27 protein-coding genes and 2 tRNA genes are annotated in these 25,944 nt (G+C 63.9%); 6 read left to right on the top strand and 23 right to left on the bottom strand.

Translation table 11 applies throughout. The features are described from left to right. Positions 1 to 5: 5 nt before the first annotated feature. The 5 genes from nrdI to art_RS04760 all read right to left on the bottom strand — a co-directional run bounded on the left by nrdI (position 6) and on the right by art_RS04760 (position 3,960). Positions 6 to 482 (bottom strand): class Ib ribonucleoside-diphosphate reductase assembly flavoprotein NrdI, encoded by a 477-nt coding sequence (gene nrdI, locus art_RS04740; RefSeq protein ID WP_038462808.1) that lies wholly within the window; start codon positions 480 to 482, stop codon positions 6 to 8. Positions 483 to 605: 123 nt separating this feature from the next. Continuing rightward, positions 606 to 854, bottom strand: coding sequence for a glutaredoxin-like protein NrdH (nrdH, locus tag art_RS04745; protein WP_038462811.1), 249 nt, complete (start codon positions 852 to 854; stop codon positions 606 to 608). 714 nt (positions 855 to 1,568) lie between these two features. Next, entirely contained in the window at positions 1,569 to 2,792 is a 1,224-nt protein-coding gene (locus art_RS04750; RefSeq protein WP_038468746.1) for an MFS transporter, read from the bottom strand. After that, entirely contained in the window at positions 2,792 to 3,376 is a 585-nt protein-coding gene (locus tag art_RS04755; protein ID WP_052136007.1) for a TetR/AcrR family transcriptional regulator, read from the bottom strand. Before art_RS04755 ends, art_RS04750 begins: the two co-directional genes overlap by 1 nt. 2 nt (positions 3,377 to 3,378) lie before the next feature. After that, positions 3,379 to 3,960, bottom strand: coding sequence for a sugar O-acetyltransferase (locus art_RS04760; RefSeq protein WP_038462813.1), 582 nt, complete (start codon positions 3,958 to 3,960; stop codon positions 3,379 to 3,381). A 244-nt stretch (positions 3,961 to 4,204) separates the two neighbouring features. On the opposite strand from art_RS04760, the gene art_RS04765 reads away from it, so the two are divergent. Continuing rightward, positions 4,205 to 5,137: a LysR family transcriptional regulator gene (locus art_RS04765; protein WP_038462816.1), complete on the top strand. Its 933-nt coding sequence runs from the start codon at positions 4,205 to 4,207 to the stop codon at positions 5,135 to 5,137. A gap of 27 nt (positions 5,138 to 5,164) precedes the next feature. Here the strand turns inward: art_RS04765 and art_RS04770 are convergent, their stop codons facing one another. The 3 genes from art_RS04770 to art_RS04780 form a co-directional block, all read right to left on the bottom strand. After that, the gene (locus tag art_RS04770; RefSeq protein WP_052136008.1) at positions 5,165 to 6,598 is read right to left on the bottom strand and encodes an aldehyde dehydrogenase family protein; all 1,434 of its coding nucleotides are present in this window, start codon (positions 6,596 to 6,598) and stop codon (positions 5,165 to 5,167) included. Positions 6,599 to 6,816: 218 nt separating this feature from the next. Next, the gene (metE, locus tag art_RS04775) at positions 6,817 to 9,132 is read right to left on the bottom strand and encodes a 5-methyltetrahydropteroyltriglutamate--homocysteine S-methyltransferase (RefSeq protein ID WP_038462818.1); all 2,316 of its coding nucleotides are present in this window, start codon (positions 9,130 to 9,132) and stop codon (positions 6,817 to 6,819) included. 51 nt (positions 9,133 to 9,183) lie between these two features. Next, a complete protein-coding gene (locus tag art_RS04780) occupies positions 9,184 to 10,152 on the bottom strand; it encodes a methylenetetrahydrofolate reductase (RefSeq protein WP_038462821.1) in 969 nt (322 codons plus the stop codon). 458 nt (positions 10,153 to 10,610) lie between these two features. On the opposite strand from art_RS04780, the gene art_RS04785 reads away from it, so the two are divergent. After that, entirely contained in the window at positions 10,611 to 10,808 is a 198-nt protein-coding gene (locus art_RS04785) for a hypothetical protein (RefSeq protein WP_038462823.1), read from the top strand. A 97-nt stretch (positions 10,809 to 10,905) separates the two neighbouring features. Here the strand turns inward: art_RS04785 and art_RS04790 are convergent, their stop codons facing one another. Both art_RS04790 and art_RS04795 read right to left on the bottom strand, forming a co-directional pair. Beyond that, positions 10,906 to 12,111, bottom strand: coding sequence for an ROK family protein (locus art_RS04790; RefSeq protein ID WP_038468753.1), 1,206 nt, complete (start codon positions 12,109 to 12,111; stop codon positions 10,906 to 10,908). A 174-nt stretch (positions 12,112 to 12,285) separates the two neighbouring features. After that, complete coding sequence (locus art_RS04795; protein WP_253901478.1) at positions 12,286 to 13,440, bottom strand: methyltransferase; 1,155 nt, start codon at positions 13,438 to 13,440, stop codon at positions 12,286 to 12,288. Positions 13,441 to 13,581: 141 nt separating this feature from the next. Between art_RS04795 and art_RS04800 the strand changes: the two genes are divergently transcribed. Next, positions 13,582 to 14,580 carry an MIP/aquaporin family protein gene (locus art_RS04800; RefSeq protein WP_082000105.1) on the top strand — a complete coding sequence of 333 codons (999 nt, stop codon included), beginning with the start codon at positions 13,582 to 13,584 and terminating at the stop codon, positions 14,578 to 14,580. 100 nt (positions 14,581 to 14,680) lie between these two features. Here the strand turns inward: art_RS04800 and art_RS04805 are convergent, their stop codons facing one another. The 11 genes from art_RS04805 to art_RS04855 form a co-directional block, all read right to left on the bottom strand. After that, positions 14,681 to 15,082, bottom strand: coding sequence for a YchJ family protein (locus art_RS04805; protein WP_038462824.1), 402 nt, complete (start codon positions 15,080 to 15,082; stop codon positions 14,681 to 14,683). A gap of 10 nt (positions 15,083 to 15,092) precedes the next feature. Beyond that, positions 15,093 to 15,893 carry a FadR/GntR family transcriptional regulator gene (locus art_RS04810; protein WP_253901479.1) on the bottom strand — a complete coding sequence of 267 codons (801 nt, stop codon included), beginning with the start codon at positions 15,891 to 15,893 and terminating at the stop codon, positions 15,093 to 15,095. A 255-nt stretch (positions 15,894 to 16,148) separates the two neighbouring features. Continuing rightward, entirely contained in the window at positions 16,149 to 16,496 is a 348-nt protein-coding gene (locus tag art_RS04815; protein WP_157875146.1) for a hypothetical protein, read from the bottom strand. A 564-nt stretch (positions 16,497 to 17,060) separates the two neighbouring features. Next, positions 17,061 to 17,136: transfer RNA gene (locus tag art_RS04820), tRNA-Ala, on the bottom strand. Positions 17,137 to 17,178: 42 nt separating this feature from the next. After that, a tRNA-Ala gene (locus art_RS04825) sits at positions 17,179 to 17,254 on the bottom strand. Positions 17,255 to 17,357: 103 nt separating this feature from the next. Next, complete coding sequence (locus tag art_RS04830) at positions 17,358 to 18,107, bottom strand: histidine phosphatase family protein (RefSeq protein ID WP_052136009.1); 750 nt, start codon at positions 18,105 to 18,107, stop codon at positions 17,358 to 17,360. Positions 18,108 to 18,145: 38 nt separating this feature from the next. Further along, positions 18,146 to 18,565: a ribosome silencing factor gene (gene rsfS / locus art_RS04835; RefSeq protein ID WP_038462828.1), complete on the bottom strand. Its 420-nt coding sequence runs from the start codon at positions 18,563 to 18,565 to the stop codon at positions 18,146 to 18,148. A gap of 27 nt (positions 18,566 to 18,592) precedes the next feature. Continuing rightward, on the bottom strand, positions 18,593 to 20,332 hold the full coding sequence (locus art_RS04840; protein ID WP_038462830.1) for a hypothetical protein: 1,740 nt from the start codon (positions 20,330 to 20,332) through the stop codon (positions 18,593 to 18,595). A gap of 7 nt (positions 20,333 to 20,339) precedes the next feature. Further along, a complete protein-coding gene (nadD, locus tag art_RS04845; protein ID WP_301537962.1) occupies positions 20,340 to 20,957 on the bottom strand; it encodes a nicotinate-nucleotide adenylyltransferase in 618 nt (205 codons plus the stop codon). A gap of 49 nt (positions 20,958 to 21,006) precedes the next feature. Further along, the gene (locus art_RS04850) at positions 21,007 to 21,252 is read right to left on the bottom strand and encodes a hypothetical protein (RefSeq protein ID WP_038462835.1); all 246 of its coding nucleotides are present in this window, start codon (positions 21,250 to 21,252) and stop codon (positions 21,007 to 21,009) included. Positions 21,253 to 21,385: 133 nt separating this feature from the next. Continuing rightward, positions 21,386 to 22,666 (bottom strand): glutamate-5-semialdehyde dehydrogenase, encoded by a 1,281-nt coding sequence (locus tag art_RS04855; RefSeq protein ID WP_038462837.1) that lies wholly within the window; start codon positions 22,664 to 22,666, stop codon positions 21,386 to 21,388. Positions 22,667 to 23,189: 523 nt separating this feature from the next. On the opposite strand from art_RS04855, the gene art_RS23275 reads away from it, so the two are divergent. Further along, a complete protein-coding gene (locus art_RS23275; RefSeq protein WP_367643762.1) occupies positions 23,190 to 23,426 on the top strand; it encodes a type IV toxin-antitoxin system AbiEi family antitoxin domain-containing protein in 237 nt (78 codons plus the stop codon). Here the strand turns inward: art_RS23275 and art_RS04860 are convergent. After that, the gene (locus art_RS04860) at positions 23,386 to 24,183 is read right to left on the bottom strand and encodes a DDE-type integrase/transposase/recombinase (RefSeq protein WP_082000108.1); all 798 of its coding nucleotides are present in this window, start codon (positions 24,181 to 24,183) and stop codon (positions 23,386 to 23,388) included. The two genes, art_RS23275 and art_RS04860, sit on opposite strands and share 41 nt — an antisense overlap. Between art_RS04860 and art_RS21505 the strand changes: the two genes are divergently transcribed. Further along, positions 24,175 to 24,429, top strand: coding sequence for a hypothetical protein (locus art_RS21505; protein WP_157875147.1), 255 nt, complete (start codon positions 24,175 to 24,177; stop codon positions 24,427 to 24,429). The two genes, art_RS04860 and art_RS21505, sit on opposite strands and share 9 nt — an antisense overlap. Here the strand turns inward: art_RS21505 and art_RS04865 are convergent. Then, positions 24,414 to 24,818: a hypothetical protein gene (locus art_RS04865; protein ID WP_052136010.1), complete on the bottom strand. Its 405-nt coding sequence runs from the start codon at positions 24,816 to 24,818 to the stop codon at positions 24,414 to 24,416. The two genes, art_RS21505 and art_RS04865, sit on opposite strands and share 16 nt — an antisense overlap. Positions 24,819 to 24,863: 45 nt before the next feature. Between art_RS04865 and art_RS04870 the strand changes: the two genes are divergently transcribed. Next, positions 24,864 to 25,679 carry a hypothetical protein gene (locus tag art_RS04870; RefSeq protein WP_162182029.1) on the top strand — a complete coding sequence of 272 codons (816 nt, stop codon included), beginning with the start codon at positions 24,864 to 24,866 and terminating at the stop codon, positions 25,677 to 25,679. Positions 25,680 to 25,944 lie beyond the last annotated feature (265 nt).

Genomic DNA, 25,944 nt, shown 5'->3' on the forward strand with positions numbered 1-25,944 from the left:
GGACTTCACTTCTGTGCCTGGGGCTGAGACAATCGTGTCCAAAATTCTTCCAATCCTTCGCGAACCCGGGCGACGTCATCGGACGTTCCCATGAGTTCAAAACGGTATAAATGCGCTACATTGCACTTCTCGGCGACAATGTCCCCGGCGAGGCAATATGTTTCACCGAAGTTCGTGTTCCCGGCGCCAATGACGCCGCGGATCAGGCTTCGGTTTTCTTTGATGTTCAGAAACTTGATGACTTGTTTCGGCACTGCACCCAGCCGGTTCTCCCCGCCGTAGGTGGGAAGAACCAAGACGAAGGGCTGCTGTGCCAGGAGAGTGTCTTCATAGGTGTAAATCGGCAGCCGTGCCGCGTCAACCCCAAGCTTCACCATGAAACGGTGGGTGTTGTCGGAGGCTGAGGAAAAATAGATCAGCCGGCTGCTGGTGTATCGAGTGGTTACTGCACCTACAGCGAGTTCTGCTGCAACTGCGTTCATGACAATCGCTTTCCAACTGCTTACTTGCGGTTGTGGGGCCGACCGTTTGAGAGGTCAGCCCCACCGAATGTGCATTGCGCACATGAAATTTTGATGGTTCGTACAGGCGTTGCCGCCAGAACGCTACGCTACGCTGGCGCTTTCAACGGCGGCTGCGAGTTCGGCAATCTTGTCCGGGCGGAAGCCTGACCAGTGGTCGGCGTCGGTGATCACAACAGGCGCCTGCTGGTAACCCAAGCTCAGTACGTGCTCCAGGGCTTCCGGATCGGTGGAGATGTCCACGCTCTGGTAGGTGATGCCCTTTTTGTCCAACGCGCGGTACGTGGCGTTGCACTGGACGCACGCAGGTTTGGTGTAAACCGTGACGGTCATGATCAAGTTCCCCTTTTGTCTAAAACTACCTATGGCGGCCTCTGGGGCCCACTCGCTGTCGGTGGGACCTTATGCTTCACGCCACGGTCTCGCCAGCTATTCGAGCTGTTTCGGCGGCCCCTTCGGGATCCACCGGATTTCTGTATTAGATACTACATGTAGTGCAGACTCTCGAGGATGACCCCTACATGATGTATTACAAGTATGTCATTTTATGCACCGCTCGTCCACAGGCTGGGGAAATTAAAAGCGCTAGAACTCAACGTTTAAATCCCGCTGTCCACAGGGTGTGGAGTACTTAAGCACAAATTAATCATCCGCGTGTCGGAGGCCGTCGGCGTGTCGTGTCCGGCTGCTTTGGGTGGCCCACACTACATATGGTGGCGCGCTGGGGTGACTCAAGCGACATGGCGGACTGGAACCGCGCATCAGTCGCCGCGTCCGGCCTGCAACCGGCACTTGGCGCGTTGCGAACGGGGCATTCCACCCTGCATGCAGCGAGACCAGGGGCAACCCGCGACCCGCCCCACACGATGTGCACCGTTTTGTAGGCTTGACCCCGTCCTCGGCATCCAAGATTTCGGCTCCAAGGTTGAGGCACGAGGGCGGCGGCACCCCTTGCCGAGCCGCCGCCCGCCGTCGTGCTTCATGCCAGCCAGAACAAAAGGACGGGATCGGTGTCATGTGTCCGTGCGGGGCATCTCGGCTGCCCGCTCAACCGGCCTTCTTCGCCAGCACCGGGGAAAGCAGCAGCACCAGGACGCCCGCCAGCGGCACCACCAAGAGCCCTGTTCGCAGTGATGTGGCGTCGGCAACGGCACCCACGATGGGCGGGGACACCAGGAAACTCACGCGCATCAGCCAGCCCACCAGGGTCAGCCCGGTGCCGGCGCGCAGGCCCGGCAGGTTGTCGGCCGCGTGCATGGCGGCCGGCACCAGGGTGGAGATGCCGAAGCCGGCCGCAGCGAAGCCCGCGATGGTTCCGCCAATGCTGGGGAACAACAGCGCCTGCCCCATGCCCAGTGCCACAATCAGCCCGCCGGCCTGGGCCACGCGACGCTGGCCGAAACGGTCAACGAGCGAGTCCCCCGCCATGCGCCCGATGAACTGGGCCCCCACCAACGCCACGAAGCCGAGCCCGGCCACCGACGCCACAGCGGAAAATTCGCCCGTGAGGTACACGGCCGCCCAGGTGTTGCCGGCGTCCTCCACCAGCGAACCGGCGGAGGCGATCAGCACCAGTGCCAGCAGCACCAGCCACTTCGTGGAACCACCCGACCGCCGCACCCGGGCGCCGTCGTGCTTGGCATTGGACCGCGCAGCCCCGTCGGGAACCGCGGGCGCAGCCTCCAGCGGCTCCGGCCCGGGCAGCAGGAAGCGCAGGCAGGTCAGGGAGACGGTGGCGAACAGCACACCCGACACCATCAGGTGCACGGGTACGGGAACCCCCAGCCCGGCCGCGGCGGCACCCATCAGCCCGCCCAGCACGGCACCCATGCTCCACACCGCGTGGAAGGAGTTCAGGATGGAGCGGCGGAACAATTTCTGCACGCGCAGCCCGTGGGAGTTTTGCGCCACGTCGGTGATGGCGTCCATGGCACCGGCCGCGCCCAGGCCCAGGGCAAACAAGGCGCCCGACGGCGCCAGGCCCGCGGCCATCAGCCCCAGCGCCGTCAACACGGTTCCGGCAACGGCCACCCGGGCCGAACTAAAGCGGCGGATCAGGAACCCGGCGGCCAGCCCGGCCAGCAGCGCACCGAGTGGGAAGGCCGCCACAGCCACGCCAAACTCGGCATTTGAAAGGTTCAGGGATTCCTTGATGGCGGGAAAGCGGGGCAGCAGGTTCGCAAACAGCGCGCCATTCGTCAGGAACAGCGCGGCGACGGCGACCCGGGCCTTGCGCACGTGGGCAGGCACGGTGCCGGGCGGGGTGGTCATCAGGGGCATGGGATATTCACAATTCGTTCAACAGCCGCTTCGACTGTACTTCTGGGCATCGGCGCCAGGGACAGCGCACGGTGCATGGACAGGCCTTCGATCAGGGCGTCGAGCATGAGGGTGGTGTCCGGGTCAAAGAAGCGCCCGATCGCCGCCCGGCTGCGCGCCATCCACGCGTCGGTTATGCGCCGTAGTTCGGGGCGTCGGACGGCGAGCGCGTACAGCTCATAGGAGAGCACCATGGTCCGGGGGTCGTTGAGCAGTTCCCCCGTGATCAGGCGCACGACGGCGGCCCGCGCCTGCGCCTGGTTGCCCACCTGTGCCATGGCTGCCTCAAACCCATCCGCGGTTTGGTTGGCCAGTTTGGTGAATGCCTCCGCGAGGATGTCGTCGAGGGTGGCGAAGTGGTAGGTCAGGGAGCCCAGCGGGACGCCGGCGGCTTCGGCGATCTTGCGGTGCGTGGTGCCGGCGACGCCATGCTCGGCGATGACGTCAAGGGCGGCGTCGCTGATGTTGCTGCGCCGGTCAGGGTCGTGGCGGCGCCGGGGCTTGGCGTGGGCCGGCAGCTTGGCTTCCGCTGCCATGGCTACAGTGATTTGGTGATGCGTGCCGGGTTTCCCACGGCCACCACGTTGGCCGGCAGGTCTTTCGTCACCACGGAGCCAGCTCCCACCACCGTGTTCTCCCCGATGCTCACCCCGGGCAGCACGATGACGCCGCCGCCAAGCCACACGTTGTCGGCAATGGTGATGGGTTTGGCCGCTTCCAGCTTGTCCCGGCGCAGCCAGGGCTCAAGGGGATGCGTGGGCGTCAATAGCTGGACGCCGGGGCCGATCATGACGTCGGCCCCTATGGTTATGGCGGCCACGTCCAGGGCGGTGAAATTGTGGTTGATGAACGTCCCGGGCCCAATGGTGATGTACTGGCCGTAGTCAACGAACAGCGGCGGCCTGATTTCCACGTCCTCCCCCAGCGATCCGATGAGCTCGCCGAGGATTTCCTCGGCGCCGTCGCGGTCCTCGGGCCACAGCTGCCCGTACCTGTGCGCCAGGGTGATGGCCCGCTGTGACTCCCGGGCCAGCTCGGCGTCTTCGGCCAGGTAGAGTTCGCCGCTTTCCATGCGTTCGCGCATGGTGCGCGGGTCGCCTGCGAAGTAGGGGTGCGTCATCGTTTTCCTCATCCTGTCGATCGTTGTGTACAAATGTACATAACGATGGCGGGAACCTTCGCATTCTGCAGCCGCAGGTTACGCACACACGTGCGGGCGTTGCTGCCAGGTGGCAGGCGCCGCCAGCGACAGGCGCCCGGGGCACGACCCACCCCGGCCCATGTCCCCGCCCACCGGAGCCCGTCCCACCCCTGCGCCCGTCTATGCTTGCAGGGAACATCCCTGTCCTGAGAAAGAGGGCCCCGTGATCAACCCGCTGCACCTGCGGACGCTGCTGGAAGTTATCCGAAGCGGCTCCTTTGCCGCCGCAGCCACCCAACTGGGGTACACGGCGTCGGCCGTTTCACAACAGATGTCAGCACTGGAACGCGACAGCGGGGTGCTGCTCTTTCAACGCTCCGCCCGCAGCGTGCTGCCCACCGAGGCCGCCCTGGTCATGGCCCGGCACGCAGGCAAGGTCCTGACGGACATCGACGCGCTGCTGGCTGCGAGCGCCCGGACTGATGAGGGCACGCGGCAGGAGCTGCGGCTGGGCATCTTCCCTTCCCTTGCCACCTATGTGCTGCCGCAGCTGTTGCGCAGCCCCGGGTGGCCGCAGCTGGGCATCAACCTGCATGTCTCGGTGGGTGAACCGCAACAGACCATAGGCGGCCTGCGCAGCGGCGGCGAGCTGGATGTGGCGTTGGTATACCAGGTGGGGCAGTCGGGACTGGCGTGGCCGCACAGCCTGAACCGGCAGTGGATTGGCGATGACAATTTCCGGGTGGTGATCCCCGCCGCCTGGGGCATCCGTCCCGGGTCGGTCATGGAGGCTGCACAGCTCTCCGACATGCCCTGGATCATGCACCACCCCGGCACGTCCGACGCAGCCGTCATTGAGCGGCTCTTCGCCAGCTGCAGGGTTTACCCCCGGGTCGCGGCATATAGCGACGACTTCAACGCGAGTCTGCAATTGGTCAGCGTGGGGCTTGGTGCCGCGCTGGTGCCGGAGCTGGCGCTGCGCAGCCGGCCCGAGAACGTGGTGGTGCTGGACGTTCCCGAGATCCGGCTCGCCCGAAACATCTTCGCCCTGCTGATCACTGACAACCAGAGCGCACGGGTGAAGGTGTTTGTGGACAGGCTGGCCGGCATCCTCCAAGAACTGACGGGTGCCAGCACGGTTGATCCCACACCGTGACGCCGGCCCCAGCCGCTGCCGCGCCGTCTAGTCTTTGCGAAATTTCCGCGCTGGCGCCACGAAACGCTTGATGAGCTGCTTCTTGACCCTGCCAAACGGCGGGTAGATCAGCGACAGCGTGTCCGGCGACAGCGGCTTGTTCAGCACCGCCTTGTGGTGGGAGAAGGTGTCGATGGAGTGCTGCCCATGGTAGCTGCCCATGCCGGACTCCCCCACCCCACCGAACGGCAGGCCCGGGATGGACAAATGTGCCACGGGGACCCCGAAGTTCAGGGCGCCCGACGACGTCTGTTCCGTAAAGTCCTGCCGCACGCCTTGGTCCTCGCTAAAGACATACAGGGACAGCGGCTTATCCCGTTCGTTGATGAACGCAATGGCCTCCGCTGCGGAGCCCACCGTGACCAGGGGCAGCACGGGGCCAAAGATCTCCGCCTCCATGAGCCGGGCCTGCGCGTCAATGTGCAGCACCGTGGGCTCCACATACCTGGTGGCAGCGTCGGTGCGCCCGCCGGCAACAAGTGAGGATCCGGCGTCGTCCTCCAGATCCTCAGCGAGCAATCCCGCCAGCCGTTCGAACGCGCCGTCGTTGACGATCCGCCCATAGGCGAGGCTGTGCGCGGGCTCGGTACCATAAAGGTCCTCAATGGCCAGCGGCAGTTCCTTCGCCAGCTTCGCCAGGGCGGCGTCGGTGCCCAACACATAGTCGGGGGCCACGCAGGTTTGCCCGGCGTTCATGAACTTCCCCCACGCAATCCGGCGGGCCGCGGCGATCATGTCCACCGTTTCATCAACATAGACGGGCGACTTCCCGCCCAGCTCCAGCGTGACCGGGGTGAGGTTCTTGGCGGCGGCGGCCATGACGATCCGACCCACCCGCCCGTTGCCCGTGTAAAAGATGTGGTCGAAGCGCTGTTCGAGCAGTTCGGTGGTCTCCGGCACCCCGCCCTCCACAATCGTGACGGCGCCAGCGAGGTACGCCGGCACCCAGCGGGCCAGTGCCGCGGAACTGGCCGGCGTCATCTCACTGGGCTTGCCAATCACGGTGTTGCCGGCGGCCAGCGCCCCGATGATGGGGGCCAGGAGCAGCTGGATGGGGTAGTTCCAGGGCGCAATGACCAGCACGACGCCGAGTGGCTCCAGTACCGTGGTGGCCTGGGCCGGCGCCAGCGCCAGCGGCACGGCCGCCTTGCGGGGCTTGAGCCAGCCCTCCAGGTGCTTGACGGTGTGGGCGATCTCCGAGGTGAGGAAACCGATTTCGGTCAGCCACGCCTCGGCCGGGTGCTTGCCCAGGTCGGCGGCCAGTGCGGCCGTGAAGTCGTCCCCGTGGTCCAGAAGCATCTGGTTCATGGCCTTCAACTGGTCCAGTCGCCAGGCAAGGGGCCTGGTGGTTCCGCTGTTGAAGGCCGCCCGGGCCGCTCTTACCGTGCCTTGGATGCCGGCCACGCTCTCTTGTTCGCTCATGCCTTCAATCTACCCCTGCCCTTAGCGTGCCCCACGCCCGTGCCCATCACCCATCCCTATCGAGTACGCAGTTGTTAGACGGGAAAGCGCTTCCAATTCTCGTTTTGGTCTAACAACTGCGTACTCGAAATGTAGGAGGGACGCAAAACACCCCCGGACACTCCTTGCGGAATGGCTGGGGGCGTTTGGCCGGGGCGGGTGCCCTGGGGAAGAAGACGCTAGACGAGCTGGGCGCGAACTTCCTTCGTGGCGTTGACCAGGTTACGCAGGGACTCTTCGGTCTCCGCGTAGCCGCGGGTCTTCAGACCGCAGTCCGGGTTGACCCAGAGCTGGCGGGCCGGGACGTGCTTGACGGCGGTGCCCAACAGTTCGCAGACCTCGGCCTGGCCGGGGACGCGGGGGCTGTGGATGTCGTAGACGCCGGGGCCCACGCCGCGACCGAAGCCGTGTGCTTCGAGGTCGTTGACAACGTCCATGCGTGAGCGGGCGGCCTCGATGGAGGTCACGTCGGCATCCAGGCCGTCAATGGCGTCGATGATGACACCAAATTCGGAGTAGCACAGGTGCGTATGGATCTGGGTGCCGTCCGCTGCCCCTGCGGTGGAGAGGCGGAAGGAGTTCACCGACCAGTCCAGGTAGGCTGCCTGGTCGGCGCGGCGCAGCGGGAGCAGTTCGCGCAGCGCGGGCTCGTCCACCTGGATGATCTTGATGCCGGCGGCTTCCAGGTCGGCGATCTCGTCGCGCAGGGCCAGGCCCACCTGGTTGGCGGTGTCGCCCAGGGGCTGGTCGTCGCGGACAAAGCTCCAGGCCAGGATCGTGACGGGACCGGTGAGCATGCCCTTCATGGGCTTGGCGGTCAACGACTGCGCATACTCGGCCCATTCCACCGTGATGGCCTTGACGCGGGTGACGTCGCCCCACAGGATGGATGGGCGGGTGCAGCGGCTGCCGTACGACTGGACCCAGCCGTGGACGGTGACGTCGAAGCCTTCGAGGTTTTCGGCAAAGTACTGGACCATGTCGTTGCGCTCGGGCTCTCCGTGCACCAGGACGTCAAAGTCGAGTTCCTCCTGCAGGTCTACGACGCGCTTGATCTCTTCCTTCATCAGGGTCGAGTACTGCTCGCCGGTGATGGCGCCCTTGTTGGCGCGGGCGCGGGCCGAGCGGATTTCGCTGGTCTGCGGGAAGGAGCCGATGGTGGTGGTGGGCAGCGGCGGCAGGGCCAGCGCTGCATCCTGGGCTGCTTCGCGGACGGCGAAGTCGGAGCGGTTGAAGTCGGCCGGGGTCAGGGCGGCCAGGCGGGCGCGCACCTCGGGGCGCTTGACACCGGCGGCAACGGCGCGGGAGGCGATGACGGCAGAAGCTTCAGCAATTGCTGCCGCGGACGACGCCGGGTCCACCAGGTGCGCTGCAAGCGTCACCACTTCGGCGACCTTCTGGTCTGCAAACGCCAGCCAGCTGCGCAGTTCCGCGGAGAGCTGGGTTTCCTCGGTGACGTCGTGGGGGACGTGCTGGGTGGAGGTTGAGGTGGACACCGTGACGTTCAGGCCGGCGGCCTTGAGGGTGTCGAGGCGGGCGGCCGATTCGGCCAGGTCGTTGCGCCAGATGTTGTGGCCGTCAACCACGCCGGCAACAACGGTCTTGCCGGCCAGCAGGGCCAGCTCCTCGGCGGACGGGACGGCACCCTTGAACGCGTCGATGTGCAGGGCCTCGATGGGGGCGGCGGCCAGGGTGGGGAGCAGTTCGGCCAGGGCGCCGAACGGGGTGGAAACCAGGATCTGCGGGCGGCCACTGGCTGCTGCAAGGACCGCGTAGGAGCGGGCCACGGCGGCCTGGATCTCGGCGACCGGTACGTCCTGGTCGGCAACCAGGGCGGGCTCGTCCAGCTGGACCCAGCTTGCACCGGCGGCACCGAGGCGCGACAGCAGCTCAACATAGACGGGCAGCACCTCTTCCAGGCGGGAGAGCGGGTTGAAGCCGGCCGGAGCCTCGTCGGAGGCCTTGCTCAACAGCAGGAACGTGACCGGGCCCACCAGGTAGGGGCGGGTTTCAAAGCCGTTGGTCAGCGCGTATTGAAACTGCTCCACCACACGGGTGGAGGTGAGAGAGAAGGCGGTCTCGGGACCGACTTCCGGGACCAGGTAGTGGTAGTTGGTGTCGAACCACTTGGTCATTTCCAGCGGTTGCTGCTCAACCGTGCCGCGGGCCAAAGTGAAGTAGGCGCTGAGGTCCAGCTGGCCGTCGGCGTTGCGCAGCTCACCGAATCGGGCCGGAACGGCGCCGATGTGGGTTGCAGCGTCCAGCACCTGGTCGTAGTAGGAGAATGTGCCGGGGATGGCGGCAGCTTCATTCAGGCCCAATTCGGCCAGGCGGCGGGCGGTGCCGAGCTGAATCTCCTTGGCTGCGGCGTCCAGCTCGGCGGCGTCGATCTTGTTCGCCCAGAAGCCCTCGATGGCCTTCTTCAGTTCGCGGCGGCGGCCGATGCGGGGGTACCCCAGCAGGGAAGCGGCGGGGAATGCGGTGTTGTTTGACATGGAAGTTCCTTTATCCTTGTGAATCAAAAAGTTTGGCGGTGGTGGTGTGGCTTAGGCGGTGACGAGCGCAGGCCCGGAGGTCCGGTTTCCCACGGCGGGGCGTCCGGGGCGCAACAGTGCCAGCTTGTCCAGGACCTCGAGGGCGGCTGCGTGTTCGTTAAAGGTGTAGAGGTGAATACCGGGGGCACCGGCGTCCAATGCCGCCCGAGCCAGGTCAACCGTTGCCCGGACGCCGACTCGGCGGCTCTCGGCTGCGTTGTCGGCACGGCCCAGCGCATCCAGCAGGTCGGGGCAGGGCTCGACGCCGGTCAAATCGCCCAGGCGTTGGACCCGGCGCAGACTGGTCAGCGGCATGACGCCCGGAATGATGGGGATGCTGACCCCTGCGCGGCGGGCCCGTGTGACAAGATCCCGGTACTGGTCTGCGTGGAAGAAGACCTGGGTGATGGCGAAGTCTGCACCTGAGCGCTGCTTGGCCAGCAGCACCTCCACATCGTGTTCGATGGACGGCGATTCCGGGTGCCGTGCAGGGTAGGCTGCCACACCAATGGCCACCTTGCCGGCGCAGAGCAGTGCGGAGCGCCGCTGTTCCACGCGCCGGATCAATTCGATCAGGTCCTGGGCGTAGCTCAACGAGCCAGCCCGGGATTCCGTCGGCGCATCCTTGGGCAGGTCCCCACGCAGGGCGAGGATGCCACGGACGCCGTGGTCCAGCAGTTCGGAGATGATCTCGGCCAGCTCATCGGCGGTGTTGCCAACGCAGGTCAGATGGGCCAGGGGGCGCAACGAGGTTTCCGTCAGCAGCCGGTTCAGCAGCTCAACTGCGGTGTCCCGGTTGCTGCCGCTGGCGCCGTAGGTGACGGAGACGTAGTCGGGGTTGGTGGTTTCCAATTCCCTGATGGTGTCCCACAAACCCGCCTCGGCGGCCGCGCTTCGCGGCGGGAACAGTTCGTAGGAAAGGGCAATTGGCGCGGTCTGCGTGGCAGGCGCCGACGCCTGGATAAGGCTCGGAGGAGACATTTGCTTGGGTCCTTGAGGATGGGTCGACCATTGCTGCCGGTGTGTCTAGAACACAGGGCGGCAATAGTTGCTTTTTCGAGAAAGGGTTAGCGGCCACAGCCCTGGCACACTGCGCAAACTGCAGTGCCAAGGCGCTGGTCCGCCAGCAAATGTCAGGCCCACATGGGGGCACCCACACCCTCGAATCATCCGAAGGTCGCTGACACACGTTGAAGAAATAACGTAGCTCCATACTAAGAGGAGAATTCCCCACCGTGCAAATTATTTCTGAATTATGTCGTGACGTAACGTAGCATTTGGCACATTTAGTTCGGCCAGCGTGTCAAAACACGTGAAGCGACCGAACTTTACGCAACCGCAGCTCCCTTTGTCCGTCTATGCTGCTTGGGGTGTCGGGGACGGCAAAACTTTGCGGCGGTCCCTGTTGGCGGCCGCGGGCGGGGACTACAGTATGGTTCATGAACCAATGGCCAGCCGCGTACACAGAGTACTTGCAGGGCAGGGATGAGAACTTCATCGACACTGTCCTGCCGGTCCTGAAGCAATCTGTCGCCGAGAAAACGCACGGCGTCCGCATCACCATGAATCCCCACGAGCTCCAGGCCCGCACGGATCCGACGATTCCCTTCGGGCAGATCGTGGAGGCCGTGGACTAAGGCGCGGGGGTCAGCCGGGCGCTCAGCCGTGGCCGGCAAACCCGGCGGGCCCGGCACTCAAGCCGGGACGGTCAGGCTGGCACTTAAGCCGGGACGGTCAGGCTTTCGCGTCCAGCAACAGCTGTGCCGCGTTGGGGCTGAATGACTTTTCCATGACCAGGCAGGCGGCACCAAACGCCTCTTCCCCTGTTGCGAGCATGGTCCCGGCCACCTCCACCGAGTGGACGCTGGTGGTCACGCTGAGCTGCGCCAGCAGCCCGGGCATCCGGGCCAGGTAGACCGGCGCCAGTGCCGGCCAAAAGGGTCCGCCAAACACGACGCGTTCCACGTCAAGAAGATTGGTCAGCACCGAGACTGCCCCTGCCATGCGGCGTGCTGATTTTTCCAACAGTTCGACGGCGGCCGGCTCCCCGGCCGCTGCCGCCCGCGCCACGGCGGCCAGCTCATCCAGTAGCGTTTCGGCCGGCTGCGGGTCGGCGGACGGCAAGATGCCGGCCGCCCTGGCTGCGGCGACAATGGTTTCGGGCATGCATGTCACCTTGACGCAGCCACGGCGCCCGCAATCGCACAGGGGTCCGTCGGGATCGGTGATGATGTGGCCAATTTCGCCCACGTTGCCTGAGGATCCCCGGACCACTTCGTCGTTCAGGACCAGGCCCGCTCCGATGCCGGTGCCAATGTAGACGAAGATAAAGTTGGCGTCTGCGCTGGCAGCCCCGGCCCACAGCTCCGCCACGGCCGACGCCGTCACGTCCTTCTCCACCACCACCGGCAGGCCCGTGGTTTCCTGCAGGATGTCTTGCAGCGGCACCCGGGTCCAGCCCGGCATGTGGGGCGGGTCAACGACGGTGCCACTGGCGGTGTCGACAGGGCCGGGCGTGGCCACGCCAACTCCTGCAATCCGGCTCTCGGCGACACCCGACTCTGTGATGATGGTGCGGATGCGGGCGCCCATGGCGGCCACGGCCAGGGCCGGCTCAACAGCAAGGTCGGTGGGCTCGTCCACGGAAAAAAGCACGGTGCCCACGGCGTCAAGGAGTGCGTAGCTGGTCAGGGTGGGATCGATGTGCACGCCGATCGCGTACATGCCCCGGGGGTTCAGCCGCAGGATGGTGCGGGGTTTGCCCGGTCCGGAGGTTTCCTTGCCCGCCTCAACAATGAGCCCCGAGTCAAGGAGCCTGCGGCAAATGTTGGACACTGTTTGTGCGGCCAGCCCTGCCGAGGCCGCCAGTTCCACCCGGCTCAGGCCTTCTGCCGAACGGCGGATGGAGTCAAGGATGACGCTCTGGTTGAAGTCTCCCATCTTGGGCAGATTCGTGCCGCGGCGGCGCTGCGCAAAACCAGGTCCGGGAGCAGTCAAAGTTCTCTCCTTGAAAAATGATGGCGATTGTGATGGTGGCCTCCCCCAAGCCCAGCTGTCAGATTACCCTGCAGCAGCCGCTCCGTCGTGGACGCCACGGTTTTGCACAAGAGCCGGTCAGTAAGTTTTTGTTGAGAGGGTGACGGTGAACTTGCTGTTCCTGCCCACCACGCGTGTGGGGCCCACGGTGCGCTCGAGCGCCGGCCGGTAGTCAAGGTGGCGGTTGTACACGCACCATAATTCCCCACCCGGCGCCAGCACCCGGGCTGCTGCGGCAAAAAGCTTGTGCGCAATCCCGGCGTGCACCGTGGCGCCCACGTGAAAGGGCGGGTTCAGGACGACCAGCTCGGCCGTGCCCGGAGCAAAACTCTCCAGCGCATCATCACGGATGACCTCAAGCTGCGCCGACAGGCCGTTGACCAAGGCCGTTTCGCTAGCGGCCGCGACCGCCGCCGCCGACTGGTCCGTGGCAATGACGTGCAGCCCGGGGCGGGCCGTGGCAAGCGCCGCCGCAATGGTGCCGTTGCCCGTGCCCAGGTCGATCGCGCTGGTCGCGTCCGGCCGCATCTGCCCCATGAATTCGAGCAGGAAGCGGGTGCCAACATCTATTTTGGTGCCGCCAAAGGTTGCCCCGTGTGCACACAGCCACAAGCCCAGCTCGTCATGGAATTCCTTCTTCGGGAAGCCCGACGCCGGAGCCTCCTGACGTGGTTCCGTCACCAGCAGCGGGCGGGACTTGTGCCACGCCCGTCCTGGCGCGACACTGTTGAAGCTTTGGGCCAGCACGGTGTTCATGGCCAAGGTCATGTGCTTTATGCGGCCGCCGGCAAAGATTTTCACGTCCGGGCTGGTGTGGGTGCTGATCAGCCCGGCCACCTCCGCCACTTCTTCCAGGCTGCGTGGCAATTGCCACAGCACCACCGTGGCGTTCTTGACCAGGGCGGCATCCAGCGGCAGGGAGGCAAACGTCCCGGAAAGACCAAGGCGCCCGGCGTTGGCGGCCAGTGCGCGTTCGCCGGACAGTCCGTCCTGATGCACTCTCAGGCCGGTGAGGCCGTGGAGCGTTGCGGCGGCGAGGGTCAGCGCACCGTAGCGGTCCCCCACAATGGCGACGTGTCCGCCGTCGGACGCGCCCAGCGTGGAGGCCGCCTCACGGAGGATCAATTCATCGGTGGCGTCGTGGGCAAACAGGTTGGGCGCTTCGATGTCGGGGAACCGGCGCAACGCCTCAAAGTCAAAGGCAAGGTTCTCAATGCTGCTGATTTCATCCACCGGGCCACTCTACCGCCGTTGATTTTGCGCTGGGCAGCTGCTACATGAGGGGGTGCTAAATATCACACACGCCGTATACTGGGGGCAGTCACCTGAAGTCAAGATACGTCGCCGTCATCGACGACTCAAAGGATGATGAACATGAGTGAAATTACACCGCTGCGGAGAACTATTCGTGAAGGCAGCGGACTCAAACGTGTTGGAGGGCTGTGGGGCGAGGTCCTTGCAGAATTTCTCGGCACCTTTGTTTTGATTTGCTTTGGCGATGGCGTTGTTGCCACGGCCGTTGCGGCCCTTCCCGGCAGTGGCCGCGCCGCCACTGACACCACCATCTTCATGGCTTCCGGGGACTGGCTGCTCATCACGTGGGGCTGGGCGCTGGCTGTGGCACTGGGCGTTTATGTTGCCGGCGGTGTGAGCGGTGCCCACATCAATCCGGCCGTGACCCTGGCTTTTGCCGTGCGGCGCAAGTTCCCCTGGAACAAGGTCATCCCCTACGTTGTGGCCCAAGTGGTGGGAGCCTTTGCTGCCGCCGCACTGCTGTATGTGGTGTATTTCAACGCCATCGACGCCTTCAACGCCGCGTCCAAGACGCAGCGAGACCAGGCCGGGGGTTTGGCCACCTTCTCGATCTTTGCCACGTTCCCCGCACCATATTTCAAGGGGAACCTGACCATTCCGCTCGTTGACCAAATCGTGGGTACGGCGTTCCTGGTGATCTTCATTGTGGCCATCATTGACATGCGCAACATGGCGGTCAAGGCCAACCTTGGTCCGCTGATGATTGGTTTTGCCGTGGCCGCGATCGGCATGTCCTTCGGCGCCAACGCCGGGTATGCCATCAACCCCGCCCGTGACTTTGGTCCGCGGGTGTTTGCGTGGCTGGCCGGTTGGGGTGATGTTGCCATGCCGGGCACCATTACGGGGGTGCCTGGCGCGTTCAGTTGGTACTTCTGGGTGCCGATCATAGGCCCGCTGATTGGCGGTGTCATTGGCGTGCTGCTCTATGACTGGTTCATTGGCGATATTCTGCATGCCCGCCGTGCCTTGGCCGAGCAGGAATCTGTGGCCGCAGGTGGCGGGGCGCATGTTGCCCAGCCGGCGCCGGAACCCGGGCCTGCCGAGGAAGAGGACTACTGACGGTCGGGGTCCTTGGCCTTCAGCCTTACTGAAGTTCCATGGCGACCGATGTTTCAGGCCGCCAGGGGCCGCCGGACCTCCAGCCCGGGGGTCTTCGGCGCTATCGGATCTCCAGGGCCTGGACGTAAAACCACTGCCCACCCTCTTTGGTGAAGGCGCTGGTTTCCGTGAAGGAATCCCTCTGTTTGCGGTCTGTTGCGCTCCTGTAGTGGGCGCGAAAGGTGACGGTGCCTGTGGTGGCAAAGGCACCGCCGTCGTGCGCGTCAAGGATCTCGAGCAGGTACCACTGCTGCTCGGGGTCCAGCTCAAGGCTGGCGGGCCTGGTGGTGGGGTGCCAGGTACGCATGAGGTAGTCCTCGTTGGCCGTGGCGAAGGCGCTGAAGCGCGACCGCATCAGCGCCTCTGCTGTGGGTGCAGGGGTCTCCGTCGCCAGGTAACGGGCGCAGCAGTTTTGGAATTGTTCGCCGCTCTGGCAGGGGCAGCGTGTTTCAGGGTTGTGCATGGCGGCTTCCTTATTGCATGGGGTGGGTTTGCGCGTGGAACCATTCGATGTGGTGCCGCAGTGCCGCGGCGGCCAGTCCTCCATCGTTGGCCAACACTGCGGCGAGGATGCCGTCGTGCTGGTCCCGCAGCTCGGGCACGATGTTCTCCCACATGCCGTCGCTGTCGATCGCGGCGCTGACATAGCTTTGAATGGCTGAGCGCAGGGACTCCATCATGGCGGTGATCACGGCATTTCCGGCCAGCGAGCTGAGTAGGACGTGGAAGGCGGCGTCCAGGACGTGAAATTCCTCCCGGCCAAGTGCGGGGTTCGCCATCTGCGCCAGCAAGGTGCGCAGCTGCTCCTCCTGGCTTGTCTGGCGCGGCTGGTGGGCGGCTTCCGCGGCTGCCCACGTTTCCATCATGATGCGGGTTTGGACAATGTCCGCCACGGGAAAGTGGTTGGTGGCCATGTGCAGGCGCAGCGTTGAGGCCAGCCCAGCTGCGGGATTGGCGATGACCACGGCACCCGATTGCGGGCCGGAGCCGACGCCTGTGCGTACCACGCCCATCGCGTCAAGGACGCGGATGGCGTCGCGGACCGACGCCCGGGAGATGCCATGCTGTGCGGCGAGGACCCGTTCGCCGGGAAGCTGGTCGCCGACCTTGATTTTGCCGTCCCGGAGGTCGGCTTCGATGCTGTGCAGGACGGCGTCGTAGCTGCGGGCGGAAGGAAGTGGGGCGGGGATTGGGGCGGCATTGTTTGCACTGGCAAGCTGGCTGCTTGTAGGCCGCTTGCCTGCAGGCTGGGGGGCGGGTTCTGGAAGGGGCACGCCATTATTGTCCCAGACATTCTGTGGGGCACCCTGTGCAGACGGCCTTTCATGGAGGGCAAGGTGTCGAAAATTCCGACAGGTTGCCATCTGTTCGGATTTCCCGAACAGTTGGCCGGCTCACCGTGCGCTCCCGACCACCGGCCCCATGCCGATTCGGCTCTCCCGGCACGGCTGCTGACACCGGCCCCGCCTTCGGATCCCGGAATCGCGAGGTCGGAAGGCACGATCGGTGTCTTTTTCGTGGCTGGGCACTTAGCCGCAGTCGAAAGTCAGCGAAGCCTCGCCGACGTCGTCTCCCCTGCTGTTCCAGCCCGGCGCGGTGAGGGTCACCACGCTGCCGGACTCCGCCATGGCCAGGGCGCCGTTTCCGCGGTCACCGGCCGCAAGCATGTCCTCAGAGCTCCGGAATTGTCCGTCGACGCCGATGTCAATCCGGAACTCGCCGTGGGTCTCCCCGTCAAGAAAAGTGATGTCGACGTCGAGGTAGCTTGGTTCGGCGGCTCCGACTTCCTTGCCGGGTCCGTGTACGAGAATGCTGTCGTTGAAGTCCACGGCGCAGAGCGCGGGCGTGAACTCAAAGTTTCGTCCATCAATTGCCATGATCGCTGAGACTGGAGCTGAGGCTGGGGCTGGGGATCCTGACGGCTGCTTTGCGGGGCCCTGCGCATTCAGCGGCGTGTCCGCCGTTTCCTCCGACTCCGCAGAGTTTCCCGGCACAGAATTTCCCGGCACTGCCGGTTCCGCTCCGGGGCTTGCCTGTCCAGGATCTGCCGCGCATCCGCCAAGCGCCCCGAGCGCTATCGCAAGGGCAAGGACACCGCCTTGAAACCTCGGTTTGGAACGCGTTAGCGCAACTGCATCGATCATGATTCCCCTTGTCATAATGCGAACGCCCTGGGGAGCGTTCAAAGCCTCACCCTATGGATGGCGATGTGAGTTTCCTTAAAGCCCGAACACTGAACGGAGCTGCCAGCCCCGATGCGTGAATTGGCTCCGAGGCCGGCAGTAATTTCGTAGAAGGGCGGGTGATTACGGTTAAAGCCGGCGGCAGAACACCGGCTTTAACCGCAATCACCGGCTTTTCCGGAAAGCGCCAAGAAAATGATTCCCCGAACGCACGAAAAAGTCCGGCCACCCTGTGAAGGATGACCGGACTTTGTACTTTGGTGGAGCTGAGGGGACTCGAACCCCTGACCCCCTGCATGCCATGCAGGTGCGCTACCAGCTGCGCCACAGCCCCAAAATGGTATTTAGTTGTAAACCACCGGTTGCCCGATGTGTTTGGTGGAGCTGAGGGGACTCGAACCCCTGACCCCCTGCATGCCATGCAGGTGCGCTACCAGCTGCGCCACAGCCCCAAACAGTAGCTTCTTTTTCCTCGACCTGTCGGTCTTGGCTGAAGCAACCTGTCTATCCTAGAACACCTTTTGGCCAGCTGCCAAATCGGCGCATTCCGGGCCGTCAATCCTCAACCGGTTCGGCCAAATCTTCGGGTGTTTCGTAGGGCTGCGGAAGCGTGCCAACGTTATGTTCAAGCAGCCGCCAGCCACCCACACCGGCCCCGTCGGATGCGGGCCCGGATGCTTCAACAACAGACCAGTGGCAGTTGGACAGCCCTGACAGGGTTCGCCACAACTCCTCCGGCAGTCCCAACAGCTTGGCCAGGGCCACCCGCGTTGCCCCGCCATGGGTGGCAACCACCAGGGTGCCGCCGTCGGGCAGTTCCCGGACGCCCTCGAGGATGGCCGCGACCATGCGCCCGGCCACCTCAACACGGGTTTCTCCCCCGCCGGCCCGCACCCCTGGCTCATCCCCCTGCCAGCGTTGAATCTGCACGGGATAGCCCTCGATGATCTCGTCGAAGGTCAGCCCCTCCCATTCCCCGCCGTTTGTTTCGCGCAGCCGCGCATCCACACCTACCTCATGGCCGGTGATGGCCGCCAAGGCCTGCGCCGTGGAGTAGGCGCGTGCCAGGTCGGAGGAAAGGATCTTCACGTGCCCGCGGACGCCGTCACGCGGCACCAGCTTCCCTGCCAGCAACGCAGCGGCACGGAGCGCCTGGGAGGTGCCCACCTCGTCGAGGGGAATATCGCTTTGGCCCTGAAAGCGCCGGGCAGCATTCCATGAGGTGCGCCCGTGGCGCCAAAAAATAACCCGCCGGCGCGGGCCGGCGGGCTGCAAAACTGAACGCTCGGGTGAAGTTGACGTCATCAAGTGACAGGTTCCATTCCTGAGGCCCCGGTAAGGGATTAGTTTTCGATGTTCGATTCGTCGACGAGCGGCTCGGCTGCCTTGGCTGAAGGGTCCGATTCGGCCAGCTGCAGGTCGATGACCGGGCAGTCACCGTAGAGGCGTTCGAGCGCGTAGAAGACCCTGTCCTCTTCGTGCTGGATGTGGAAGACGATGTCGGCGTAGTCCAGCAGCACCCAGCGTCCGCTTGAGCGGCCTTCACGGCGGACCGGGCGCAGGTTGAACTTGTGCAGCTCGTCCTCGATGCCGTCCGCAACGGCGTTAACCTGGCGTTCGGTTGCTGCCGAGGCGATGAAGAAGATGTCCGTGATGGCCAAGCGTTCACTGACGTCGATGGCGGTCACATTCTGGGCCAGCTTGTCCGATGCCGCCCGTGCTGCTGCCCGGGCAAGTTCGATGGACTGTTCTGTTGCGCTCACTACTGTATTCCTTTGGTTGGTTAAAATTTAGCGTGCTAATGCGGTGATGAACATGATGGCGCCAACAACAAGTGCCGCCCCGCCAACAATGATGGAACCCCATTGAATAAGCAGGTTCCGCTGCGTGCGGCCCAACCCTGCCGTCATGGCGTCCAGCGGCTCGAGGCCGTGCGCGTAATCTGCCGGCATGGGCGGCATTTGTGAGCGTTGCACCCCTAAACGTTCGACGGCGGGTGAACGTTCGACGGCGGGACGCACCGTTGGGTGCCCCCCTGTCGCCATCGCTTCGGCCTTCTTCAGCGTGCTGCTGCGGCCACCTGTCAGGGGGCGGTTTCCCGGTCCCGGACGGTGCACAGCACGGGCAGCCAGGGCCGCGTCGAAACGTTCGGCACTGACATTGGGCACGCTGGAGGAAGGGGCGGAAACTGGTGCGCCAGGTTGCCCGTCTGTCGCGGGGTTGGCCGCTGCCGGCTTGACTGCTGCCGGTTTGGGGCGGGCAGGGACCAGGCGCGGCGTTGCCCGGCTCACAATCGGCACGTGCGTGGTGGTGGGCGGACGCATCACAGGCTGGTTGGAGCCTGGTACCTCAATGAACTCCAGTGGCGTGACCATGGCCAGGTTGTCGGTTGCCGTCGGATCGGCTGCTTGGCGTTTGCTCTTGGCGCTTTCCTGCGCCAGGCGATCCCGGGCCTGGGCACGCTGGCTCAGAATGGCGGCGCGTTCAGCTTCGGCCTTTTGTGCCGCCAGCACCTGGAGCTCGTCGTCACTGGGCGCGGCGGGCGGCGGCCCGGCAGTAACCGGGTAGTAGCTGCCCCCGGGAACGAGCCCGGGCATGGCTGGATGGTTTGCTCCCGCATGGTTGGCGCTCGCTCCGGCATTAGGGACCTCCGCCGGCTCTGTCGGCGCTGGCTGTGGAGCTGACGTCTCGGTTGCCGGTTCGGCCACGGGCAGTGCCCCTGTTGCCGGGTCCCCAGCAACCTCCAGCGACGGCTTTGCGGAAGCGGCTGGTTCTGAGTCGGGCGCCGCGGAAGCCACCGAGGCCGCGTCGCGCTTTGCCGAGGCTGCGGGCTCAGCGCTGGGTTTGATGGAACCCACCGGGGCCGCGTCGGGCGCCGCGGAAACAGCCGGCTCAGCGCCAGTTGCTGAGTTACTGCCAGCTGCCTTGCCTGTGCCGGATGCCGGCGACTTCCTCGCAGCCAGCTGCTCGCGCTGGCGGCTGGCAGGGTTGCTGACTGCTGCTGCCCGGCGTCCGCTGCGGGTGCGCACGGCGGCGGGCACAACCACTGCAGGCGCAGCGGCGGGTGCAGCTACCGGAGCATCGACGCCCGTTTCGACAGCAGCGGGCGATGCCAGCTGCTGTTCAATGGCAGCCGCAGAGGTGTCCACAGCGGGTGCGGGGGCAGCTGACGGCTGGTGGGCAGGCAGGTTTGGCTGCGCCGCCGGAACCGAGATCACAGGATTGACGGACGTGATGGGTGCCCGTTCGGCGTCGAGCTGGGCCTGCCGCAGGGTGCGCCGGGACGGCAGCGGGTTCATCGCCGGCGGGTCAACAAGTTCGTTGTAGGCGCGCAGTGCGGCCCGGTCCCGTGCCCTCGTCTGGGATTCCCGCTCACCCCGGGGCGCAACGGCCGGTGGAGTGTGGGGTGACTCGGGAGTGGCCGGGGCAGAGTCCACAGGCACGTCAGGTGACCCCGCCGCGCCGGCTGCTTGTGCCGACTGTTCCCGCAATTGCCTGCGGCTGCGAATCGGCTCGGTTTCCTTGCTCATCAAATACTCATTCGGCTCTCGAAGTCAGCGGCGCTATGCCTGCACTGTCATCTATTGCGGGTTGCACATACAGTCCGTACTTGGCGATGTACTGCACCACGCCGTCGGGAACCAGGTACCAAACCGGGTTGTGCTCCGCCACCCGCTGGCGGCAGTCTGTTGAGGAGATGGCCATGGCCGGAACTTCCAGCAGGCTGACATCGCTGCGGCCCATGTCGGTGAGCACGTGCCCGGGACGGGTCACGCCCACAAAATGTGCCAGCTGCCACAACTCTTCATTGTCTTTCCACGACATGATCTGTGCCAGCGCGTCAGCACCCGTGATGAAGAACAGCTCTGCTTCGGGACGCATTTCACGCAGATCTCGCAGCGTGTCGATCGTGAAGGTGGGTCCGGGACGGTCGATATCCACCCGGCTCACAGTGAACTGCGGGTTCGCGGCTGTGGCAATGACCGTCATGAGGTAGCGGTGCTCGGCGGCACTGACCTGATTCTTGGCCTTTTGCCAGGGCTGGCCTGTGGGCACAAAAATAACTTCGTCAAGTTTAAAAACGCTCGCAACCTCGCTGGCTGCGACAAGGTGACCATGGTGGATCGGATCAAACGTGCCACCCATGACTCCAATACGGAGACGGTCCCGGGCACCTGCAAGCGCAGATACCCGGGGTGTTTCCTTAGTGATTGGAGGACGCCGAATCGTCGCCGTGGAGGTGCTTGTTCGTGTGCTGGCGATGCGGGTCTTCATTCGCATCAACGATTGAATGGCGGTTGCCCAGGTTCATGAACGAAACCGTCACAAACATCAGCAGCAGCAGGGCCGCCAGCATCGCACCACCAATAACAAACGGCGGCGCGATCAACGGCGCAAGATCGTGTTCTTCTGCGGCAGCCAGAACGACGCCGGAAAGCTGGGTCAGCATTATTTCTCCCCTTGGATACGTGGCCGGGCAGCAAAGTTGCCGCCGCAGAGCCAATTGTTGCGTGAATTCCTTCTAATGGTACGTGGTATCTGCACTCACCGGCACACCGGCGCGCAGCGATTGCCCCACAGCGTTAGCTGCGAACCTGGCCTTCGCCCTGCACGATCCACTTGGTGGTAGTCAGTTCGGTCAGCCCCATCGGCCCGCGGGCATGCAGTTTTTGCGTGGAGATGCCCACCTCGGCACCCAAGCCAAGCTCCCCGCCGTCGGTAAAGCGTGTGCTGGCGTTCACAATGACGGCTGCCGAGTCCACCACGGCCACAAACTTCTCGGCGTTACCCAAATCGTTGGTCAGGATCGCCTCGGTGTGCCCTGTGCTCCAGGTGCGGATGTGCGTGATCGCCTCGTCCATGGTGTCGACCATCTTCACGGCAAGATCGAGGTCCATGTATTCGGTGGCCCAGTCCTCATCCGTTGCGGCCGTCGCCGTGATGCCGGCGGGCAGAACTGCCTGGACCCGCTCGTCGACATGGAGGCGGACGCCCGCCTTTGCCAGTGCGCTCAGAACGGCGGGGAGTACTTTAGCGTCCTTGTGGACCAGCAGCGTCTCCACGGTGTTGCAGACGCTGGGGCGCTGGGTTTTGGCGTTCAACAAAATCTCGACGCTCATCTCCTCAGCCGCACTGGCGTCAATGAAGATGTGCACATTGCCTTCCCCCGTCTCAATGACGGGCACGGCTGCGTTGGTGACAACGGTTTGAATGAGTTCGCGCCCGCCGCGGGGGATCAGGACATCCACAGCGCCGCGTGCCTTCATGATCAGGTTGGCCCCTGCACGGCCAAACTGGTCCACCGACTGCACCGCGTCGGAGGGCAGACCAACACGGTCCAGGGCGTCGCGCAGAATGTCCAGCAGCGCCTTGTTCGTGTTGGATGCCGCCGTCCCGCCACGCAGGATCACAGCATTGCCGCTCTTCAGGGCCAGTCCGGCAATGTCGACGGTGACATTGGGGCGGGCTTCATAGATGGCTGCCACCACACCCATGGGCACATTGATTTGACGCATGCGCAAGCCGTTGGGCAGTGTCTGTCCGCGCACCACGTTGCCAACGGGATCGGGCAGGGTGGCAAGGTTTTCCAGCGCGTCGGCAAGGCCCTGAATGCGCGGGGCGGTCAGTGTGAGCCTGTCGAGCATGGATGTTGAGGTGCCGTTGTCGCGGCCTGCTGCCACATCCTTGGCGTTGGCGGCAAGGATGCGTTCCTGGTTTTCCAGGAGCGCCTTGGCAATGGCGCGCAGTCCCTTGTCCTTCCAGGCCCGGTTGGCTCCGGCCATGCGGCGGGCGGCCCTGCGGGCACGGTCCGTGATGCCCTGAACTTCGGCGGCAACATTTTGTTCAACAATCTGCTCAGTCATGTCCCCAGTCTAAGCCACCGGCACCCATCGCTGCAGTGGCACATGACTCATCACGGCAATCGTGGCGTCAACGCGCAGTCTCGTTCGGGGAGCCCGTTCCGGGACGATGAGGCACAAATCGCCCCATGGACGGCTCTGAGCGCGCCGAGAGGGGTCCCAGCCCACCATTTCCTGCGCCCCCAATCGTGAAAATGGCTCCAACTCGCGAACAGGGCGCAACTTTGGCGACATGTCGCGGGCCCGGTTCACTCTCGAGGAACAACGCTCCGAGAATGGACCAAAACTGTCAGCTTCCACAAGCCACTATCCTCGAAAAGTCCCCAAACTGGATGGCAACGCTGCACAATCGGCGGGGAAAACAGTAAATGGCATGGGCCAGATGCCCGCCTGAGCTTACTGGCATCCACAACGCAAGGAAAAAATCACGTCAGTTCATGCGGCCAGACGGCCCTGTTATCCACAGATTTGCCCGATTCGGCGAAACGCCATTGAAGCGGAGGCCTGCCATGCGCAGACTCAAACCATGGACACAAACAATTTGGAACAGAGGCTTAACAAGGCTTGGCCGTGGACAGCTCCACTGGCGACGACAACAGAACTTGCCAACGCAGGTTTTGGCGACCGCGCACTGGCGTCCGCGCTCAATCACGGTCTGGTATTTCGGTTGCGCCGGGGCGCGTATGTGCGGGCAGCGAAAATTGTCAAGCTGTGTGGAGTCACTAGGCTATTTTTTGGGGTTCTTCGGGTTTGGGGAGGTTGATCCCTACGTGTTGGGCTGGGGCTGGTGTGGTGGGTCGTTGGCGGAACCTTCCTGGGTTTTGTTCGTAGTATTCCTGATGGGTTTTGTCACGTTGGTTCCAGAGCTCTTTCCAGGATCCGTCGTGGACTTGTGCTGGTGAGAACAAGGCGATGCCGGAGTGTTTATGGTCGGTGCTGTACCAATGCACGTAGTCGGTGAGGTACTCTCTGGCGGCCTCGAGGCTTTCGAAGATTCGCGGGTAGTTGGGCCGGTATTTCATGGTCCGGAAACCAGACTCACTGAAGGGATTGTCGTTGGAGACGTAGGGCCGGTTGAAGGTGAGTTCCACGCCGTGGGCGGTGAGCGCGTCACGAAGCAGGTGTGACTTCATGGCAGGGCCCGAATCCGCATGGACCACTTGCGGGGCGCCGTACCGGGCGATGGCGGCCTCGAACATCTTGACGGCGAGGTGGTCCGCCTCGCGTTCCTCGATCCGCCAGCCGACGATCTCCCGGGAGTAGATATCCATGATGGAGTAGACCTTGAAAACCGTTCCCTGCCACTTGGAATAGACGTCGGTGATGTCCCAGGACCAGACCTGGCAGGGGCCGGTGGCCTTGAGAACGGGCTTCTCAGCGGTGCCGCGTTTGCCGCCGCGTTTGGTCGGGACTGTGGGGCGTGCGTTCTGGTCCTCGTACTCTGCCGCGATCCGCCACCAGGTGCGGCGGGAGGCGATCATTACCCCGTTGTCCCAGGCCGTGGCGAAGGAATGATCCACGGAGTTGTTCTTCTCCCAGCCGGCCAGGATGAACTCAAGAATCCAGTCCTGATGGATGGTGCTGATCCGGCTTTCATAGGCCCGGTCCCCCTGGTGGATGGGGTTCTGGACGCCTGGGCGGGGATTGAACCTGTAGTGCCAGGTCCCACGCGATACACCCGCAAGTTTCAGGGCCGTCCGCTGGGAACCGGTGACCTCTTTCAGCTCCAGGACGAGAGTGTTCTCAGCGGCTATGAACGCTTCTGAGCGCTCGTCGGGGGCGTATCGGGCTCTGGCACGTTCAACTCGTGCAAGAGCCCTATAGCTTTTCCCAGTGCTGAATTTGACCCTTCTAGCTCAGCAATACGCTTCTGGAGTTTTTCGACTTCGACACGATGGGCGGCTATCTCTTTCGCGCGTGCTTTTTCAAACGCGGAGAGTTCACGATTTGTTGGGACCATACCTCCATGCTCTCGCGGAATCAGGCCCCGGTCGATATCTCCCTGGACCACCATCGTGCGCCATCTGCGGAAGATCCATTCGGAAATCGAATGCGAGGCAAGCCACTCCCTCCGTGACCCATGCGGCTGCAAATAGTACTCATGCACGAACTCACGGATCTCTTCACGGGTAAATCCCTTGTTATCAACGGCCACGGTCGGCTCCTTCAATCAACGGTTAATGAGTGACTCACAACCAGCTTGACGCAGAGGGCAGCTCTCTGGCGGCAATCGAAACCGTGGGAACGCGAGAAGCTCCGACTCTATGCACACGTGTTGACGGTGCCTGGCGAACCGGTCTATTCACACTTCAGCGCTGCCCGGCTGCACGGATTATTCATTTGGAACTGCAGCGCACTGGTGCACATCACAGCTCCAGCTCCGGCTTCAGGCGCTAGCAGCGCGAAGGATGTGAAGTCACACCACGATGTGCTGGACGATGCCGAACTTGAACCTTTGACCTTGCAAAACGGCAGCAACGTACTGGCCACAACCTTGGAGCGGACGGTGGTGGACTGCGCAAGGGTTGGCGGTTTTGCAGAGGCTGTGATTATCGGCGACCACGCTCTCGCCAGCGGTGCCCGGCTGGATGTCATGTGGGACATGGTCAACTCCTCGACAGGGCGCCGCGGAGTGAGGCGTGCCCGCCGGGTACTGAGATCCTTGGACGGGCATTCGGAATCCCCGGGCGAATCACGGACACGGCTGATCATTGCCACCATGAAGATCGACCAACCACAACTGCAAAGGGAACTGCTCGCCGGAGACAAACTCTATCGACCGGATTTTGTCTGGGAGAAACAACGATTGATCGTCGAGTTTGACGGTGACATCAAATACTTCTCCTATCGACGTACTGCCGAAGTCATTTTGGAGGAGCGGAAACGTGAACGCCGCCTGATGGAAGCTGGCTGGCGGTTTGTCCGGCTCGAATGGAAAGACCTCGCCCATCCCGGAGAGGTACAACGTCGAATTTTGACTGTTTACAACGCCCCGTTCATGGCTTTGGCTGCCTGAAGCTTCCTCAGATACGCCGAAAATGGGGTAAACACGCAAGATCGAGGACCATCATCTCGCGAAAATGACTCTAGCTCGCGAAGAGGGCGCAACCTTGACGGCATGTCGCGAGCAAGACCCATCCTCAGCAAAACACTCACGTCAAGGCGCCGGTTGGCCCCGGTTTCGGGACGAGACACAAGCCTGGCTGCGGGTTGGACCAGGTTTCGGGACGAGACACAAGCCTGGATGCGGATTGGCCCCGGTGCCGCAGCCATGCCCCCCT

Source organism: Arthrobacter sp. PAMC 25486, from assembly GCF_000785535.1.
Lineage (GTDB): Bacteria > Actinomycetota > Actinomycetes > Actinomycetales > Micrococcaceae > Specibacter.

What these genes read in the sequence shown, in the direction of transcription:
- nrdI (WP_038462808.1), bottom strand. Translation starts at nt 482, where the DNA reads ATGAACGCAGTTGCAGCAGAACTCGCTGTAGGTGCAGTAACCACTCGA.
- nrdH (WP_038462811.1), bottom strand. Translation starts at nt 854, where the DNA reads ATGACCGTCACGGTTTACACCAAACCTGCGTGCGTCCAGTGCAACGCC.
- art_RS04750 (WP_038468746.1), bottom strand. Translation starts at nt 2,792, where the DNA reads ATGACCACCCCGCCCGGCACCGTGCCTGCCCACGTGCGCAAGGCCCGG.
- art_RS04755 (WP_052136007.1), bottom strand. Translation starts at nt 3,376, where the DNA reads ATGGCAGCGGAAGCCAAGCTGCCGGCCCACGCCAAGCCCCGGCGCCGC.
- art_RS04760 (WP_038462813.1), bottom strand. Translation starts at nt 3,960, where the DNA reads ATGACGCACCCCTACTTCGCAGGCGACCCGCGCACCATGCGCGAACGC.
- art_RS04770 (WP_052136008.1), bottom strand. Translation starts at nt 6,598, where the DNA reads ATGAGCGAACAAGAGAGCGTGGCCGGCATCCAAGGCACGGTAAGAGCG.
- metE (WP_038462818.1), bottom strand. Translation starts at nt 9,132, where the DNA reads ATGTCAAACAACACCGCATTCCCCGCCGCTTCCCTGCTGGGGTACCCC.
- art_RS04780 (WP_038462821.1), bottom strand. Translation starts at nt 10,152, where the DNA reads ATGTCTCCTCCGAGCCTTATCCAGGCGTCGGCGCCTGCCACGCAGACC.
- art_RS04785 (WP_038462823.1), top strand. Translation starts at nt 10,611, where the DNA reads ATGAACCAATGGCCAGCCGCGTACACAGAGTACTTGCAGGGCAGGGAT.
- art_RS04790 (WP_038468753.1), bottom strand. Translation starts at nt 12,111, where the DNA reads ATGGGAGACTTCAACCAGAGCGTCATCCTTGACTCCATCCGCCGTTCG.
- art_RS04800 (WP_082000105.1), top strand. Translation starts at nt 13,582, where the DNA reads ATGAGTGAAATTACACCGCTGCGGAGAACTATTCGTGAAGGCAGCGGA.
- art_RS04805 (WP_038462824.1), bottom strand. Translation starts at nt 15,082, where the DNA reads ATGCACAACCCTGAAACACGCTGCCCCTGCCAGAGCGGCGAACAATTC.
- art_RS04815 (WP_157875146.1), bottom strand. Translation starts at nt 16,496, where the DNA reads ATGGCAATTGATGGACGAAACTTTGAGTTCACGCCCGCGCTCTGCGCC.
- art_RS04830 (WP_052136009.1), bottom strand. Translation starts at nt 18,107, where the DNA reads ATGACGTCAACTTCACCCGAGCGTTCAGTTTTGCAGCCCGCCGGCCCG.
- art_RS04840 (WP_038462830.1), bottom strand. Translation starts at nt 20,332, where the DNA reads ATGAGCAAGGAAACCGAGCCGATTCGCAGCCGCAGGCAATTGCGGGAA.
- art_RS04850 (WP_038462835.1), bottom strand. Translation starts at nt 21,252, where the DNA reads ATGCTGACCCAGCTTTCCGGCGTCGTTCTGGCTGCCGCAGAAGAACAC.
- art_RS04855 (WP_038462837.1), bottom strand. Translation starts at nt 22,666, where the DNA reads ATGACTGAGCAGATTGTTGAACAAAATGTTGCCGCCGAAGTTCAGGGC.
- art_RS23275 (WP_367643762.1), top strand. Translation starts at nt 23,190, where the DNA reads ATGGACACAAACAATTTGGAACAGAGGCTTAACAAGGCTTGGCCGTGG.
- art_RS21505 (WP_157875147.1), top strand. Translation starts at nt 24,175, where the DNA reads ATGATCCACGGAGTTGTTCTTCTCCCAGCCGGCCAGGATGAACTCAAG.